Here is a 16,424-nt window from a genome sequence, read left to right on the forward strand (position 1 = left end):
CTAATTAACGTAAGAAGGCTTCATGTAAGCCACCATCTACGCTTATGACTTGACCGGTTGTTTTGCTTAATTGCCCTGAAATTAATAAATAGGCAGCTTCAGCTTGGTCTGCTGGGGTAATAGCTTGCTTGGTTAAGGTACGCTGCGCATAAAAATTGGCTAATTTAGTGCGTAGGGCGTCTGTGTCTTCGCTTTCTTCAAAGGCAATATTGTATTTACTGAGTGAAGAAATCACGCGATCTCGAGGAAACATGGTACTTCCTTGCACAACAGTTGCGGGTGCAAGGGCGTTGACGTTAACAAGAGGTGCAAAACTCACGGCCAACTCGCGCACTAAATGGTTTGCTGCTGCCTTACTGGTATCGTAGGCCAATGAGCCTTTTTTCGAAACGGCCGCATTAACGCTGGTGGTAAGCACCATAGAGCCTTTCATATTTTGACGCTGCCAAATGTGATTTGCTTCAGACCCAACAACATACCCGCCTTTGACGTTAACCCCAAAACTCAAATCAAAAATTTGGTCATTTTTGGTGTAATCATCGCCTTCAGCAATAAAGACGCCTGCGGTGACAATCACATTATCAATACCGCCATAAGCCAAAATGACTTGGTCGAACATCGCTTTAACGCTTTCGCGCTTGGTAATGTCAACACCCAGCGCAATGGCGGGGCCACAACTTGAAATACCTGAACCAGCCACCCCAATGCCTTGCCCGTATTTTGCCGTCAACTCAGCGGCTGTCACTTCAGCTGCCTCGGTACGTAAGTCAGCGCAAACCACATGAGCGCCTTCTTTTGCTACGCGATGTGCGGTTTCTTTTCCAATCCCGTCACCTGCGCCAATCACCACAACCACGTTTCGGGCTAAGGGGTTTTCTGCAGGCATGCGTTGTAACTTGGCTTCTTCTAAAGCCCAATATTCAATATCAAAGGCTTCTTGTACGGGTAAAGCGGTATATTCACTAATGGCTTCAGCGCCACGCATCACCTCAATGGCACAGTTATAAAATTCAGCAGTAACCCGAGATTCACTTTTGTTTTTACCCCATGCAATTAAACCTACACCCGGAATTAACACCACCGTAGGGCTGGGGTCACGCATGGCGGGAGAGTCATCGCGTTTACACTGATTATAGTATTCGGCATAGTCGTCACGATACTGTGCCAAACCAGCTTTAAAGTTGGCGACTAGGGTATCGAAACTGTCATTTTGTGGATCAAATTCAACCAACAGTGGTTTAATTTTAGTGCGAAGAAAATGGTCAGGGCACGAGGTGCCTAAGGCAGCAAGTCGTTTGGCATCATGACTATTTACAAAACGTAAGGTGGTATCATCGGTTTGCACCGTACCAATAAACTTCACTTTATCTGACAACAAACCACGAGCTACTGGCAAAAACTCCACTAATAAGGCATTCCGCTGTGTGACGCTCATGCTTTGGTATTTTTGCCCACCAAAGGTCTGTTCGCCTTTGTCGTGTTGTTCAATGTAGCGAGCGGCTGTTTCGATTACCCACAAAGAGGTTTCGTAACATGACTTACTTTCTGATGACCAGTTAGTATGGCCATGCTGGCCCAGTAAAATACCTTCAATTTGTGGATTAGCGGCATAGGCGTCTTCACATACCTTGGCAGCTTCCCAACCAGGGCGCATCCACGGCACATACGCTAACTTACCACCCCAAATTTTGGCGGTTAAGGCTTCTTGGTCTTTACAAGATGCCACAGCGATGACGGCATTTGGATGTAAATGATCGATATGCTTTTCAGAAATCATCGAATGCAAGGGCGTATCAATAGAAGAGGCACGGGGGTTCAAACAAAAATTACAATGTTTAAACATGCCCACCATGGCGTCTTCGCCAGCCGATTTGTAGCCTTTTTCTGGCAAGCTTTGATAAATGGTGTCTAGGGAATGTAATTTGTCTTCGTATAAAGAAGAAAAATTTTCTTTTTTCGAGGTACGTAAGTCACCCCCTGAGCCTTTTACCCAGAGCACTTCTACTTGCTCACCTGTTAAAGGATCGGTTTCCATCAATTTTGCTGAGGTATTACCACCACCCGTATTAGTAATACGCTGGTCTTCTCCTAATTTATTAGAGCGATAGACCAAGTTTTCTACTGGCTCGAGTTTGTCTGCGACTTCATCTTCCCAAAGATACTTTACGTGTCTAAATTCGCTTGGTTGGTATGCCATTGATGATTCCTGATTGCTAGGGCTAAAAATAACGTGCATAAAAAATAACACAATACATTAACAATCAATATACATCTGATTTAATCTTTGTCAATCATATTCAATCACTGAATGACGATTTTATGCTGAAAATGAAAATTATGAATCAGGCAGCAAAGCCTAGGCTAGCCATCAGACTCAAAGAGTGAGGACAAACATGACTGCAAAGAATTGAGTAAACAGCAAAAGCCCTGAGCCACCAACATCAGATGATAGGTTGGTGGCCAACAGAAAGGGGTAACTCGCTATGGAGTTGTGAGAGGGTTTAGATGCTTAATCTGAAGCTTCAACAATGATAACTTCAATGCCTTCACGCTTAAAAATGGCGAGAATTTCTGGGTCGGCATGGCTGTCGGTTATCACAATATCCACGTCACTTAGGGCACTAAAGATTAAATTGCCTTTGATGCCTATTTTAGAACTATCAGCCAATACAATTAGTTTTTCCGCGCGCTTGCGCAGTTTTTGCTCTGCTCTTATAAGAAGCGGATCGGTCTCCATCACGCCATATTCGCTTATACCTGGCGTACCCATGAACATTTTACTGCCGTGATAATTCTGGATAGTGTCGTTTTCAAAAGCACTCAAGATGATGCTTTGTTTACGGTAAATTTCACCGCCCGGCAAGGTAATCTGATTGTCGCTGTTTTCTAGTAACTCTTGCGCTAATACAAAAGAGTTAGTCAAAATATTCATGCGCCGCTGGCGTAAAAACTCTGCCATCATATAGGTAGAACTGCCACCATTGATGATGATGGATTCATCGTCAGCGCATAACTCAACGGCTTTTTGCGCTATGCGGCGTTTTGTATTGGGATGGCGTTCTTTGGCGGCTAAAAAAGCACTACCAGAGATTTTCCGAACGACTTTGTCTTTTGCTGCAAGGACTTCGGCGCCGCCACGAATTTTCTTGATTTGTTTGGTTTCGGCCAGTTTATTTAAATCACGTCGAATGGTCGCTTCAGAGGAGTTGAGTTGTTCACACAACACTTTAACACTGGCAAAGGTATTTTCTTCAAGCAAATCTAAAATAAGCTGTTGGCGCTGTTTTTCTAACATAAACACTCTCCAGTCGTGCGGCTAACGAGACACTAACCGCTATATCCTAATGGCTGCAAGAAGCGATAATAAGGTAACTAGCCAACGGCACAATACAGCCTCATTTACTCAGTTAAAATCAAAATTCCTGCATAAGTTACAAAAGTATACAACATTATCATCATAATCAATCAAGTTATAATTTTTTGATTGATTAAGACTCAAATTAAATCAAAAAGATGTGCAAACCACGCATGATAAAAATCAACTAAGTAAAGTTAACCAGTGCTGTTTATAAGCGATAAGTTCATCAAACTCACTGGCATAACACCTGTCGTGATGTAAAGCCGCACTGGCTTTGTGCCATTGGCTTAGCATGGCAGCGCCTTGCACTGTGCCGCTGCCATCTGACGACAAGTACAGAGATTGATCTTGGCGCAACTGCGCAACTAATTGGCACATCAGCCGGTTTTGGATAAACGCCCCTTCAATATAAATATTACCGCAGGCATTAAGCCGACTTAATTGATAATCAATCATTAAAGCGCAGTACAGCGTTGCAATCGCTTGGGCATACTGACTCTTAGCAGGCGCTTGAATCACCGGAATCTTACCTCCAAAGGGGCCATTACCTTCGCTAAAATCAGGCGTTACCATAAACTGCTGTTGGAGTACGTGCAGTAAAGCCTGCTCGGACTCATCTTGCACAACATCACCGCCCAACTTGGCACAAATAGTCTCGTATTCTCTGCCACCCATAAAGCGCGCGCACGCCACAGGATGACCGTTGACGTCGACGTTGGCTAGCATGTCTTTGCTCTCGTCTAAGCTCACTCCTTGTGCAGATGACATCAATATGGTCCATGTGCCACTTGAGATCACAGTGAAATCTTGTTTATTCTGAGACTGTAGATAGCGTAAATAACTGGCGTTACTATCATGCAATCCACCAAACACACGACAGTGAGCTGATAAACCTGTTAAATGGGCCACGGAGGCTTGCACCTTTGCGACCTCTAACCACGCACTAGTAGGTTTACCTAATCGCTTCGACCAAGCCAATTTTTTCACTAACGAAGAATACTGCTTGGTGGCCGGCGCCCACAAATCGGTATGACAGCCTAAAGACGTGACTTCTGTGCTGCAGTGGCCGGTTAAGCGCCAAATCCAATATTGCGGGTACATAAGAATATGGCTGGCTTGCGCAAATTCATGAGGAAACTTTCGGCTCAACCAAAACAATTGTCGCCCCAGATTTAAGCCTGCGGGCAGAGCAGGTGAAAAGGTCTCAGAAAAATCAGGCCTAAGCTGATTGTATTCAGCGGCAAACTCGTTGATATCGTTATATTCATAATCGAGGATAGGCAAAGTGAGCGCGCGTTCATGTGATAAAGCGGGATTGACTAGGGCCGCAGTCGCACCATGTGTGGTTACTACGATATCAGTGATGGACTCGGTTATCGTCCAGTCAGATAAGGTGGCGACTAACCAATGCCAAATGCCCTCAACATCAGCCTGCGGATAAGGCTGCCCTTGAAGCACCTGATTTTTTGTCTTAGCCTCAATCAGCGGCTGCAAATTACAATCTACAACCTGCAATTTCACATGGGTTTTACCAATATCAAATACTAAGGTAACTTGCTCACTCACTTCAACACCAACCATAATCAGTCAAAATCAATCAATATTCGAATGTTTACATTGTTTTCACAATTTGTCTATTAAAAGACGGGTCAGCCTCAGTGCGTTAAAAATGCGCCAAAGTCTGTGGCATTTATTCGTCTTTGTCTTACAGAGTTTGTGTAAACCAATGCAGGGTGTGAGTAATGACCCTTTTGGCATAATCCTTTTGAGGGTCGAACACACGAAATATATGGTCGGCCCCACTGAGTAAATAAAATTCTTGAGGCTGGGCGTGAGAGGCAGCAAAAATGCTATTTTCTTGTGGTTTTACAAAATCATCGCTGCCGCGAATCGACAGCAGTGCGCCATAATAGTTTTTTAAGGGCGTAAAAACATCATAACCCAGCAAACCTAATAGGTGCTGACGCGTGATAGTTAATTCTACCCAAGATTGCATTTTCCCTTCACCTTCCTTTAATACCTGTTGAATTAACGCAGGTGACATTTCTGTCATTAAATCTGCAGGATCACCGGCACTAGACCACAGCACCACACTTTTTATGGCTTGCGGATTCTTTCCTACCAAAGCCAATGCGGTGGACCCGCCTAGGCTAAATCCCACAACACCAATTTGCTCTTGTGGATAGGTTTGGCGCAAATAGTTCAAACCAGTTTGTGCATCGTCGATACGACTGGCAAAGGTGCTCGTTAAGGTATATTGCGTGAGTTCTCGTTCACTTTCTCCGCGAATATTGATACGAAGCGAAGCGTAACCGTGGTCAGCAAGTTCAGCAGCTAAGTGCTGAAACATATCACCCACTTCGTTCATCTGACTCGCCCAACCATGGATCAGCAGCACAGCACCCTTAACCTTGGTATTCTGCCCCGTAACTACGCCATCATTATGTATAGCAAGCAGGCCGTTTTTTAAGGTCACTTGCTGTTCGGCGCTCGTTGCGTCAAGGGAAACTACCATGGTCATCATGGCTAAAATGCAACTTATAACAAAGCAAGTATCGGATTTAGAGAAAGACATTTTTCGCTCTTGTTTCAACTGGGTAGCCCTAAAATAAAGAAGCTGCAGCACAGAATCAATCGAATAAGCGGCAAGAAGTGAAAGTCATTTTTATCACAATACCAACAACGAGAGGTTTTATTACCTGAAAATATTACACAGCCCATGGAAATATTTACCCCGTATCGCTCATCTAAAACAACTCTTAGCACCCACAAGCCTTGTAAATCAGCTTATGCTGAGTGTGGTCTGAACTTTGCTGCATTACTTGGTGAGTAAAAATTTTGAGAGACTTAAGTCATTTCATTGTGGAGAAATACTATGTATGCAGGATTACGAGATATTAAACGATTCACTATTGCCGCTACTGATGGCGACATTGGAGTAAGTAAAGATTTTCTATTTGACGACCGAGCGTGGACAATTCGATATATGTATGCCGACACGCACAGATGGCTGCCATTAGGCGATAAAGTATTAATTTCTCCCATCTCGTTGAGTCGTTTTGATATCGAAAATGAAAAAATCGAAGTGAACTTAACGAAGCAAATGGTCAAAGACAGCCCCTCTGTTGATGACCATTTAACCGTTTCACGAGAATACGAAGAACTGTATTACAGATATTTTGGTTATGGCTATTATTGGACAGGCCCCGGCGCGTGGGGTGAATACGCTCATCCTACTGCACTGTCACAAATTACCCCCGCTCGTAGCGCGGAGGAGCTGTCTCGTTCTGTATTAGTGGAGGGCGTCGAAAGTAATCACCTTCGCTCTATTGACGAACTTCAGGGCTATACCATCAAAGCGAGTGACGGGGAATTTGGGCAAATACACGATCTTATCCTCGACACCAACAACTGGGAGATCCCCTTGATTATTGTTGACACCCATCAATTACTGCCCGGTGGTAAAAAAGTGCTAATTGCTCCTAAACACATCAAAGAGATCAATTGGTTAGAGCAAAAGGTAGTGTGCACTTTAAGCGAAGATGAGATTAAACACTGCCCCGAGTTTGACCACGCACTGTTAGGTGATCGCATCTATCAAGAGCAGATAAAAGCCAAGTTACTCGCGTTATAAGCTCTGTTGACGAAAGATAGGCTCAAGACAACGATCTTGAGCCTATCGTCAAAGGTGAATAATAAGCTTAACGGTGACCTTTACTTAATTCGTACAAACGATTAGATAACTCTGAAGACGATTGACTCACTCGGGCTAATTCGCTCGCATCTTTTGAATTCAGATCGTTACTCATCCTGATACTCTCTGCGAGGTGATTAATCTCACCAGACACACTGGATTGCTCACTGGCCGCCACTGCGATTTGCGAAGTACTTTGCCCAATACCGGTAAACACCTCAATAATTTCTCTGAATCCGGCGATAACCTTTTCGCTACGCTTCAAAGACTCAATTGACATCGATTGTGAACTGACAATCACCTCCACACCTTTCGCCGCAGAAGATTGAAGTTGGGCAATCATTCCTTCTATTTTATTGGCTGACTCTTGTGAGCGTCCTGCTAAGGTACGCACCTCATCTGCGACGACAGCAAATCCTCTGCCTTGCTCACCTGCTCGTGCTGCTTCAATTGCGGCATTCAGAGCCAGTAAATTGGTTTGCTCAGAAATGCTTTTTATCACGTCTAACATTGCTCCCATTTGTTGAGCATCTGACGCCAATCGATTGATAATATCCGCCGTTTGCTGCAACACCGCTGACAAGGCTTCATTGGCTTTGCTATTTTCGATGACGTCATCCATACGACGATGGACCAAACCTTGTGTTTCATCCACAGATTCAGAGGTGGCTTTAGTATTTTGTGCTACTTCAGCTGCACTGGCAGACATTTCAGTGATGGCGGCTGCTAACATATTATTTTCGGTTAGTTGTGATTCTGCTCGCCCTTTCAATACTGATGCCATATCACTTAATTGTTTAGCCCGTACTTTTGACTCAGAAGCCTCTTCGGCAATTTGACCTAACAAACCATTTAAATGCTCGCCATATAGGTTGACTGCTTCTTTCAATTTACCGATTTCATCCAAGCGTTCAATACGCAGTTTTGCAGTACTTCCTCCACTAATGAGCATGCGTATTTGCTCAGTCGTTTCATTGACCCAAGCCATGACCTTATTAGCATTAAAAATCAAGATACCCACAAAGAGCAAAATCATTGGAATTAAGGTAGCGTACAGGCTCAAGCTCAAATTGTTCACAGGCTCTTGAATAATTTCATCTGGCAGTACTATCCCTATTTTTAAACCTTCGTCGGGCATATCCAATACAGCTAACAAAGACGCACTACCTTTAACCACTCCCTTTGGCAGCTCACTTATCGCTTGGCCGCTATTTATTGCCGTTTGCAGTGGCCTTAAACTACTGTCTTTGGCTGCAACCTCATCAAGTTTCAACATATCCAACGAGTTAGAGCGGATGCTAGGAAAGCTGATGATTTGTTGGCCCTGTCCTAGCACAAAACTAAAGCCACCGGATTCTTGATTTTGACGTTGAAACAACTGGTCTAATCCGGCCAACATTAAGTCCACCGTAGCCACTCCCCAAAAACGACCCTCTCGATTAATGGGTACGGTGCAAGTCACCATCGCGGTGCCACTGGAAGTATCCTCGTAGGCTTCTGACCAAGCGCATTGCCCTGCTCTTAAGGTGCGCCCCACGGTATACCAAGCTTCATTGTGATAACCATTACCATCGGCTTGATTGTAATCATCCACTTTTTCTAACTGCCCTGTCTGGTTGCGCGCCCAAAAAAATGCATTTCTTTCTACACCGTTACTGAACATATTGGGTTCAGGCCAAATGCCACCTCCCGCTATATTAGTGTTGCCAAAATGGTCAATGATAGTGGGGAATATTTGTAAAAACGCCGATTCTTGTAATGGCACTGTTTGCGCCAGCGCAGCGATACTTTGCGTTACCACGGCTCCCTTGCTCAGCTCAGTTCTCACCTCGTTTGCGCTTGCTAATACCCGCAGTAACTCTTTTTTTTCTACCTCTTTTTGCATCAGTGGCAGGGCAAGCGTTTGCATCACCACATAAATGAGTACGATGGCGGTCACAAGTAAACCTGCACTGAGAAAACTCGCTTTACTCGATATTAATAACGCTTTTTTATCCATAGTTATCGCCTTTATTTTTTGGGTGAATTTGTATTGGTTTATCGGTAACGCGGCGTTTAGCCAACAAGGTGTAACACATCAAATGTAACGCTTTTTCTATCGGCAGAGACAGACAAAATAGGATAAAAAATCAACAACTATCTTAATAAATAGCATAAAAACCCATGTCGACAAATGTTTAGTCATGCATCTCAATTAAAGAATAGTTTAGGTACAGGCCAACAAAAAATGTAGTTGAGTCGATTACTTAGCGTAGATGAAGGGAATGTTCTGGGCCAAAAAAGAGTTTGTTATTCCACCCTACACTTACGCAATATACACGCATAGTGAAAACCACCTTATCTTAGCAAACACGAGGTTAAAAAGGGCTAGGGCATTGCCCTTGCGTTAGCTCACCGCTGCTTGGATGCAAAAAATCGATATCACGGGCGTGCAGCAGCAAACGCTCTGCCATGTGCTGACTCCCCTCTGCGTGATACAAGTCACAGCCCACTATTGGGTGGCCTATCAATAAACTATGAATGCGCAATTGATGGGTGCGACCCGTTAGGGGGGAATACTCAACCAAGGTACGACGAGGCTTATCAAAACGCTGTAGCACTACATAGTCGCTTATCGCTGTTTTACCTGTTGAATGGCAAATTTTAACACGGGGAAAATGGTGCACATCTTTGGCGATAGCAGCGCTTATTTGCCCATGCTCATGTTCAAGCCAGCCTTCTAACATGGCAACATAGCGTTTTGTAATGCTGCCAGCTTGAAACTGTTTGTTCAGATGTGTGGTTGCTGCACGGTGCAAACCCACCACCATAATACCGGAGGTACCAAAGTCGAGTCGGTGCGGCAAACTGGCCTGTAAAAAAGCGGGACTTTCGCCCTGTTGGCCGTGCACTAAACGGTGATGAACAGAATCCCAATTAAGGGGGTTTTTACCTGATAAACTCAATAAACCGCTGGGTTTGTTAATCAATAAAATATCGTTATCTTGATAGAGGATCCTAACTACCCCCTTGCACGGAGGCGCAACAAAGTCGTCAACAATCGCTTGGTTTGTCATGCTGCCGGGACCTTTAGCGCTGGTGCAAGAGTTTGATAATTCGTCCATAAATGACCTCTGTGGTGGTCCACGAGTTACCGCCGCTGGTATTAACAAATTGAATCACTACCGTATCAATATCAGGATGATAACGGGCGATACTGGAGTAGCCCGGCACTAAGCCAGTATGCTCAAACACGTAAATTGAAGCGTAAATGGCTTGCTCTTGTTCGTTCAGCAATGAACCGTCATTTAAGGCCCGCAAAAACGTGCCAACGTCCTCTGCGCTGGCAATCATTGAACCGCTCGCACCTACATGAGGCTGAGTTTTTAAATCGCCATCGTAACCAATGGAATACCCACTCGAAAGCTCGGCTATATTCACTTCACTGGGCCCATTAAACGTACGACTTAAGCCAAGCGGCATGAGTATGTGCTCGGTGATGTAGCGATGATGACTGTAACCCAAGGTTTTATCTAAAATGTTACCAATCAACAAATAATTAGTATTGGAGTATTGATAGCTTTCATCTGGTGCAAACTCAGCGGGTTTATCTAAACCAAACTCTAACAACTCACTGCTATGGGTTGGCATGTTGTCCCAAGGAAAATCAGGATCATCGGTAAAATTAAAAATACCACTACGGTGCTGTACCAACATACGAAGGGTAATACTCTGTGCATGCTCTATTCTATTAGCCAACTCTGGTAAATACTCTGCTAGGGTGCCATCAAGGGATAGGCGCTGCGCGGCAACCAGCTTAGCCGTTGCTGCGGCGATGTAGAGTTTGCTAATACTGGCAATTTTAAATAACACATGGGGATCAGCCGGGGTTTTAGTATCTCTGTTGTTGAAGCCAGCTGCATAAAATTCAGGCGCATTATCAGCCTGCTGCACATAGACAACAATACCGTCTAAGTCATACTTAATGGCATCATCTAGCTGCTCTTGGATCGAATCAGGCAAAGGACTTAGGTACATCAAGCCCGCTTGCCACGGGGCCCAAAGGTAAATACACAGCACTGCAATCAGCGGCATAATAATGCGAAGAATACGAGTAGTCAGTGGTGCTTTTTTCACGTTTTTCTCTTTATTTTTGACAGGCAATTATCTAAAGACCTTCGCCGTTAAAGGGCAATGTCAGCACTGCTTGTCAGCTTGAATAAATCAATAGCAATGCACCTCTAACCGGATATTGGTACTGTGTTAATTCTTCAAAGTTTATCAGTAATATTTTCAGAGATGGAAACTAAACTCCATTTTCAACAAAACAATCAGCCAAGTATTTTTTTCTTAACACATCTTGTTAGGCCAATGATTATAAGCCTTCCGAGAATTTTACTAGCCCAAGCCCTCATTCTGGTGTGCTTTGTGCTCCCTTGTAAGCGACAGCTATTTCACCCTTGCTTAGCGGTAAGATAATCGCGGCCACAACGGAGAACATTATGAACAAATATGTACTATCTGCAGTAGTTGGTTCCATTTCTTTGGCATTAAGCAGCGTAAGTTACGCAGACGACCATGCCACATCGGTAACCATGAACGATCTAAAAACCGGTAAAAGCATCGGCACCATTATGGTCAGTGACTATGACGATGATGGTGTGGTGTTTACACCCAATCTAAGCGGTTTAGCCTCTGGACTTCATGGCTTTCACATTCATCAACATGGTGATTGTTCAGCTAGCATGAAAGACGGAAAAAAAGTCCTAGGTGGTGCTGCCGGTGGACACTTTGATCCTGAAGATACCGGTAAACACAGTGTTCCTTGGTCTGAAGAAGGTCACGAAGGTGATTTACCCACTTTGTTTGTAGACGAAGATGGTAATGCCACTCATCCAGTTTTTGCGCCAGAGCTTGAACTTGAAGACATTCAAGGACGCGCCATCATGATCCATGCCGGTGGTGATAACTATTCTGATACCCCCAAGCCATTAGGCGGTGGCGGTGAACGAGTCGCTTGTGGCGTTATTGAAAAGTAGTCAGATCAGAGGGTCAGGCAAATCACCTGACCCAATTCCCACCTGTTTTGCAGATTATTTAATCGGTAATTACCTCACTCTGGGTTGGTCACTTTGTTCTCTGTAAAGTGGAAATTAATTCATGCCCTGTTTGCCTTATGGCCGGATACATCAGAGTAGTGTCGTAGCCACAGCAAATGCTTGATTTGATGCCGACTAATAGTGAACCACCCGATCATGAGTGTCGAAAAGCATGCGATTTTTCTTCTTCTGCAGTGCCAAAGTGAGACCCTCCAACCTTGTTGGACAAGGACAAAACTGAATCTACTTAGTCAGAGCGCGTAGGGACGAGAGTTTGGCTGCAGAGCGGCCTTTCTTGCCTACTTCTTTCGGCTGTTGGAAAGAAGTAAGGTCGAGCGACAAGGATGGCGCCCGAAAATGAGTCGAGTCAGAAACACGTTCACGATGATCGTTACTTGGGCTTCACGTCCATGTGAAGCGTTAACCTACGCGAAGCTATGCTACTAAATAATTCCGTTTCACCCCTGTCCTGGTGCATATGGGAATGTGAGAGATTGGTAATATTCCAAGCTGTGCTGTGGTTTTTCAAGGCCTGCGGGTAGAGCCATGTTTGAATAGCCTTGAAAATACAAAACACAGGCATCACGCCACCATCTCGCCTCTTTTACCTGAATCGCCAGCGCCATGCGCACCTGATTAAATTGGTTGGGCTCTATCTTGTCTTTTAGTCCCAGCCACTGCGCTTGCATCAGCTCAACTGCCGCTGCACCAGCATAATAATGTTCCACCAGCTCAACCCACAAGGTCTTACCTGAGGCCATGGTGTAATCCCATGGAAGATGATGAAACCATAAGAGTAAATTATCAGGGGTCTTCTTGGGATCATTGAAAATCTCTTGCCAGTAAGGTGCATATTGCGACACGGCATTGGTACCATCTGTTGTACGATCTAAACCAATACCCTTGTCATCAGCGCGATGATAATAAGTTGGGTTCCAGTCATCTCGACCTAAGTTGTCTACCCATGGCCCTGGGCCGTAATGATGCCCCGTATCCATCAAATGGTGTAAACCGAGAGGGGTCATATAATTAACGATGTTTTCCCGAGATTGCATCATCATCGCCACTATTTGCTCACTGGCTTTAGGGTCGTGAGTTAAGGTCATGGCCACCCATTCACGGGCAATGTTATCTGCACTTAAGTCGTGATCCCACGCTAAACGTCCCAATACATACCAGTTGGCTTGGCCAAAAATATGGCCTGTCCAATTTCTATCTGCGCCAATATTGGCCACTCCGGCCATGACCGTCAGCGGCGCTTTCGACAAACTGCCATCGATCACTTTGGCTACCGTTGAGCCCTCACCGTTTGTATGCGTATCGCTGTCTAAGACTTCTTTATACATGCTGCCTAAATACGCAAGATGAGTACTAAAGCCGAGATACTCTTGAGTTACTTGAAATTCCATAGCCAACGATGTCTGGGGCATCGCGCCAAACAAAGGACTGAAAGGTTCCCGTGGTTGAAAATCAATTGGGCCATTTTTTACTTGTACACTGACGTTGGATTCAAAGTGACCATCAAGGGGTACAAATTCGTTATAGGCTTGCAACGAACGTTCGTGCTCAGAATCATGGGCGTACACAAACGCACGCCACAGCACATTACCACCAAAGGGTTGCAAAGCCTTGGCTAACATATTGGCCCCGATATCATGGGTGCGCCCATAATCACCCGGACCGGGCTGACCTTCTGAATTAGCTTTAACTAAAAAACCGCCAAAGTCAGGAATAAGTTGATAGATTTCAGCTGCCTTAGCTTGCCACCATTGTTGCACTTGTGGGTCGAGAGGGTCAGAAGTAGGTAAACCATCCAACTGCTGCGGTGAACTGAACTTAATTGATAGGTACACTTTGATGCCATAGGGGCGAAAGATATCAGCTAAGGCCTGCACTTTACGTAAATAGGCAGGCGTTAAAATAAGGGAATTAGAATTCACGTTGATGGGCACTATGCCATTAATACCGACAGAGGCATTGGCACGTGCATAATCGTAATAGCGCTGCTCTTTGTAATCAGGCAATTTGTGCCAATCAAAAATTGATTCACCGGCAAAGCCACGTTCAGTGTGGCGGTCTAAGTCATCCCAATGATTCAACATGCGCAATTTAATTTTAGGTGCTTGCTGTATATCGAGTTTGGCCAATGACTGCTCGGTTTGCACTAATCGTAATAAATGAAAGGTACCGTACAACAAGCCCACAGGATTTTGTGCTAAAATTTGAATCTTGCCTTGCTGAGTCTGGATAGCGAAGGCCTCGTCAGTTGCATCAGCCTGTAACGAAGGGTTAAGGGATATAACGAGTGTTGCTTGCTGGGCGCTGTCAGTAAAGCGTGGCTCTTGGCCTAATAGCCCTGGCAAAGCCAGTTGTAACTCTTGCATGATGACTTTGCCCGTGTCTGTTTGCGTATCGATGTAGATACTGCCAAGCTGCTTAGCGTAGTTTTTACGCAAAGAAACGTCGCTGAGTAAGTCATATTTGAGCCATAAACGATAACCATCTTCTCCTTTGAAATCAGCTATCGACGCATTGGCTTGCTGAATAAACCCACTAAAAATAATAGCCACACACCAGTAACAAAAACGATTCATTTTTTGTTTCATCCTACTTATCTGTAAAACCAACCACATTAGGCTTTAACAACTATTTAACGTATGGAGTCAGCTTACCCTGTCACGGTAGTGAGTAACATTACCCAATTTAATAATCGCAGAGTGAAATTTTCCAATCTGCACAGCAAACTGAGTAATTGATAAAATTGTTTGGCTTTTGTGATACTTCCGTGATGTTTGCCATTCAGACTCTTTCTCGTTAGCCCACTAATAAATAACGAGGAACCTTCCATGAAAAAACTATCTTTATTCTGCAGTACTGGCCTTATGGCCATGTTGTCTGGACACGCAGTAAGCGCCGACTTGAGCATTGAAGTACAAAACTTAACGCAAGGCATTTATTTTACCCCCTTGGCTGTTGTGGCGCATACGCCAGATGCCAGCTTGTTTGAAGTCGGTCAAACCGCCAGCACTGAAATACAAATGATGGCAGAGGGTGGCAGCTTAGATGGTTTAAGCACTATTGCCACCGCGATTAATGCTGATGTGTTAGCTAATCCGGCGGGGGGCTTATTGGCCCCTACGATGAAAACCAGTGGTGACTTAATGACGGCTGATGGCAATACTGTGCTATCAATTGTTGCCATGATTTTACCTTCCAACGATGGCTTTGTTGGCCTCGATAATTGGGCTATTCCTACAGAGGCAGGCACTTACACCGTTTATCTCAACGCCTACGATGCCGGCACCGAAGCGAATGACGAAATACGCGGTAGCGGCGCGCCAGGTATGCCCGGTATGCCAGTACCACCGCCCTTAGAGCCTGCACTTGGCACAGGTGGTAGTGGTATGGCCGCGACTGATGCCAATACGACAGTGCACATTCACCCTGGCAATATCGGTGATGACAACGCAACTGGTGGCAAAAGTGACGTCACTAACACGGTGCATCGCTGGTTAAATCCTATCGCTAAAGTCACCATTACGGTTAAGTAAGGAGCTCAGTATGTTTAAACCAAATACATTGGCTCGGGGACAACTCGCGCTGTTACTCAGTTTTCCGTTTTTGCTGGTTGCCTGCGGTGATGACACCAAAGAAGTCGAGGTGATTGTAGAAGTGCCTGCCCCTGTGCCTACGCCGGTGGATGTCAGATATCAAATCACCGTGACAAACCTCACTCACGATCAACCCTTATCTCCACTTGCTGTGGTGCTGCATGATTCAGGCAATTTGTGGACTATTGGTGGTGTGCCGTCAGTTGAATTAGAGAGGATGGCAGAAGGGGGTGATAACAGCGGTTTGCTGAGCCTAGGCTTAGTCAGCGCATCAGGTGCAGCACCGATTGGACCGGGTGCAAATGAAACCGTTGAAATTACGATCCAAGACAAAACAGACGCCTATTTGTCGGTTGCCAGCATGTTGGTGAATACAAATGACGGCTTTAGCGGTCTTAATGCTTGGCACTTAGATAATTTGGCGGTAGGCGAAAGCTGGACTACGACCTTGGGCGTGTACGACGCAGGTACAGAGGTGAACTCAGAACTTGCCGGCACTATTCCAGGGCCTGCTGATGGTGGCGAAGGTTTTAACGCTATGCGCGCAGATACAGGCTTTGTGGCGATGCATCCTGGCGTAGTAACCAGTGATGATGCGTTAGCGTCATCAGTACTGACTGCCAAACATAAGTTTGATAATCCGGCGCTACGGATAACCGTGATGCGCAGCCAATAGGCCTGCG

12 protein-coding genes are annotated in these 16,424 nt (G+C 45.0%); 4 read left to right on the forward strand and 8 right to left on the reverse strand.

The window, feature by feature from the left end; genetic code table 11:
- Positions 1–4: 4 nt before the first annotated feature.
- From ACEN2L_RS06625 to ACEN2L_RS06640, 4 genes are all read right to left on the reverse strand, one after another.
- Positions 5–2,197 carry a bifunctional rhamnulose-1-phosphate aldolase/short-chain dehydrogenase gene (locus tag ACEN2L_RS06625; RefSeq protein ID WP_441742680.1) on the reverse strand — a complete coding sequence of 731 codons (2,193 nt, stop codon included), beginning with the start codon at positions 2,195–2,197 and terminating at the stop codon, positions 5–7.
- Between the two features lie 312 nt (positions 2,198–2,509).
- Entirely contained in the window at positions 2,510–3,295 is a 786-nt protein-coding gene (locus ACEN2L_RS06630; RefSeq protein WP_441742682.1) for a DeoR/GlpR family DNA-binding transcription regulator, read from the reverse strand.
- Positions 3,296–3,538: 243 nt separating this feature from the next.
- Entirely contained in the window at positions 3,539–4,924 is a 1,386-nt protein-coding gene (locus tag ACEN2L_RS06635) for an FGGY-family carbohydrate kinase (protein ID WP_441742683.1), read from the reverse strand.
- A 139-nt stretch (positions 4,925–5,063) separates the two neighbouring features.
- Positions 5,064–5,933, reverse strand: a complete 870-nt coding sequence (locus ACEN2L_RS06640) for an alpha/beta hydrolase (protein WP_441742685.1) — start codon at positions 5,931–5,933, stop codon at positions 5,064–5,066.
- Positions 5,934–6,233: 300 nt separating this feature from the next.
- Between ACEN2L_RS06640 and ACEN2L_RS06645 the strand changes: the two genes are divergently transcribed.
- Entirely contained in the window at positions 6,234–6,992 is a 759-nt protein-coding gene (locus tag ACEN2L_RS06645; RefSeq protein WP_441742687.1) for a hypothetical protein, read from the forward strand.
- A 67-nt stretch (positions 6,993–7,059) separates the two neighbouring features.
- On the opposite strand, the gene ACEN2L_RS06650 is transcribed toward ACEN2L_RS06645, so the two are convergent.
- The 3 genes from ACEN2L_RS06650 to ACEN2L_RS06660 form a co-directional block, all read right to left on the reverse strand.
- Positions 7,060–9,051: a methyl-accepting chemotaxis protein gene (locus ACEN2L_RS06650; protein ID WP_441742689.1), complete on the reverse strand. Its 1,992-nt coding sequence runs from the start codon at positions 9,049–9,051 to the stop codon at positions 7,060–7,062.
- Positions 9,052–9,409: 358 nt separating this feature from the next.
- Positions 9,410–10,156 carry an RluA family pseudouridine synthase gene (locus tag ACEN2L_RS06655; RefSeq protein ID WP_441742691.1) on the reverse strand — a complete coding sequence of 249 codons (747 nt, stop codon included), beginning with the start codon at positions 10,154–10,156 and terminating at the stop codon, positions 9,410–9,412.
- Positions 10,122–11,168, reverse strand: coding sequence for a serine hydrolase domain-containing protein (locus ACEN2L_RS06660; protein ID WP_441742693.1), 1,047 nt, complete (start codon positions 11,166–11,168; stop codon positions 10,122–10,124). Before ACEN2L_RS06660 ends, ACEN2L_RS06655 begins: the two co-directional genes overlap by 35 nt.
- Before the next feature lie 365 nt (positions 11,169–11,533).
- Here ACEN2L_RS06660 and sodC point away from each other — a divergent pair, with 365 nt between their 5' ends.
- Entirely contained in the window at positions 11,534–12,070 is a 537-nt protein-coding gene (sodC, locus tag ACEN2L_RS06665) for a superoxide dismutase [Cu-Zn] SodC (protein WP_441742695.1), read from the forward strand.
- A 518-nt stretch (positions 12,071–12,588) separates the two neighbouring features.
- Here the strand turns inward: sodC and ACEN2L_RS06670 are convergent.
- Positions 12,589–14,724, reverse strand: a complete 2,136-nt coding sequence (locus ACEN2L_RS06670; RefSeq protein WP_441742697.1) for an alpha-glucuronidase family glycosyl hydrolase — start codon at positions 14,722–14,724, stop codon at positions 12,589–12,591.
- 252 nt (positions 14,725–14,976) lie between these two features.
- On the opposite strand from ACEN2L_RS06670, the gene ACEN2L_RS06675 reads away from it, so the two are divergent.
- Complete coding sequence (locus tag ACEN2L_RS06675) at positions 14,977–15,681, forward strand: spondin domain-containing protein (protein WP_441742699.1); 705 nt, start codon at positions 14,977–14,979, stop codon at positions 15,679–15,681.
- 10 nt (positions 15,682–15,691) lie between these two features.
- A complete protein-coding gene (locus tag ACEN2L_RS06680) occupies positions 15,692–16,417 on the forward strand; it encodes a spondin domain-containing protein (RefSeq protein WP_441742701.1) in 726 nt (241 codons plus the stop codon).
- Positions 16,418–16,424: the final 7 nt, after the last annotated feature.

Origin of the sequence: Flavobacterium sp. W21_SRS_FM6, from assembly GCF_052119645.1 — a bacterium.
Classification (GTDB): domain Bacteria; phylum Pseudomonadota; class Gammaproteobacteria; order Enterobacterales; family Alteromonadaceae; genus Paraglaciecola.

Coding starts and splice junctions, on each gene's coding strand:
- ACEN2L_RS06640 (WP_441742685.1), bottom strand. CDS start 5,933: ATGTCTTTCTCTAAATCCGATACTTGCTTTGTTATAAGTTGCATTTTA.
- ACEN2L_RS06625 (WP_441742680.1), bottom strand. CDS start 2,197: ATGGCATACCAACCAAGCGAATTTAGACACGTAAAGTATCTTTGGGAA.
- ACEN2L_RS06655 (WP_441742691.1), bottom strand. CDS start 10,156: ATGGACGAATTATCAAACTCTTGCACCAGCGCTAAAGGTCCCGGCAGC.
- ACEN2L_RS06630 (WP_441742682.1), bottom strand. CDS start 3,295: ATGTTAGAAAAACAGCGCCAACAGCTTATTTTAGATTTGCTTGAAGAA.
- ACEN2L_RS06680 (WP_441742701.1), top strand. CDS start 15,692: ATGTTTAAACCAAATACATTGGCTCGGGGACAACTCGCGCTGTTACTC.
- ACEN2L_RS06645 (WP_441742687.1), top strand. CDS start 6,234: ATGTATGCAGGATTACGAGATATTAAACGATTCACTATTGCCGCTACT.
- ACEN2L_RS06675 (WP_441742699.1), top strand. CDS start 14,977: ATGAAAAAACTATCTTTATTCTGCAGTACTGGCCTTATGGCCATGTTG.
- ACEN2L_RS06670 (WP_441742697.1), bottom strand. CDS start 14,724: ATGAATCGTTTTTGTTACTGGTGTGTGGCTATTATTTTTAGTGGGTTT.
- sodC (WP_441742695.1), top strand. CDS start 11,534: ATGAACAAATATGTACTATCTGCAGTAGTTGGTTCCATTTCTTTGGCA.
- ACEN2L_RS06650 (WP_441742689.1), bottom strand. CDS start 9,051: ATGGATAAAAAAGCGTTATTAATATCGAGTAAAGCGAGTTTTCTCAGT.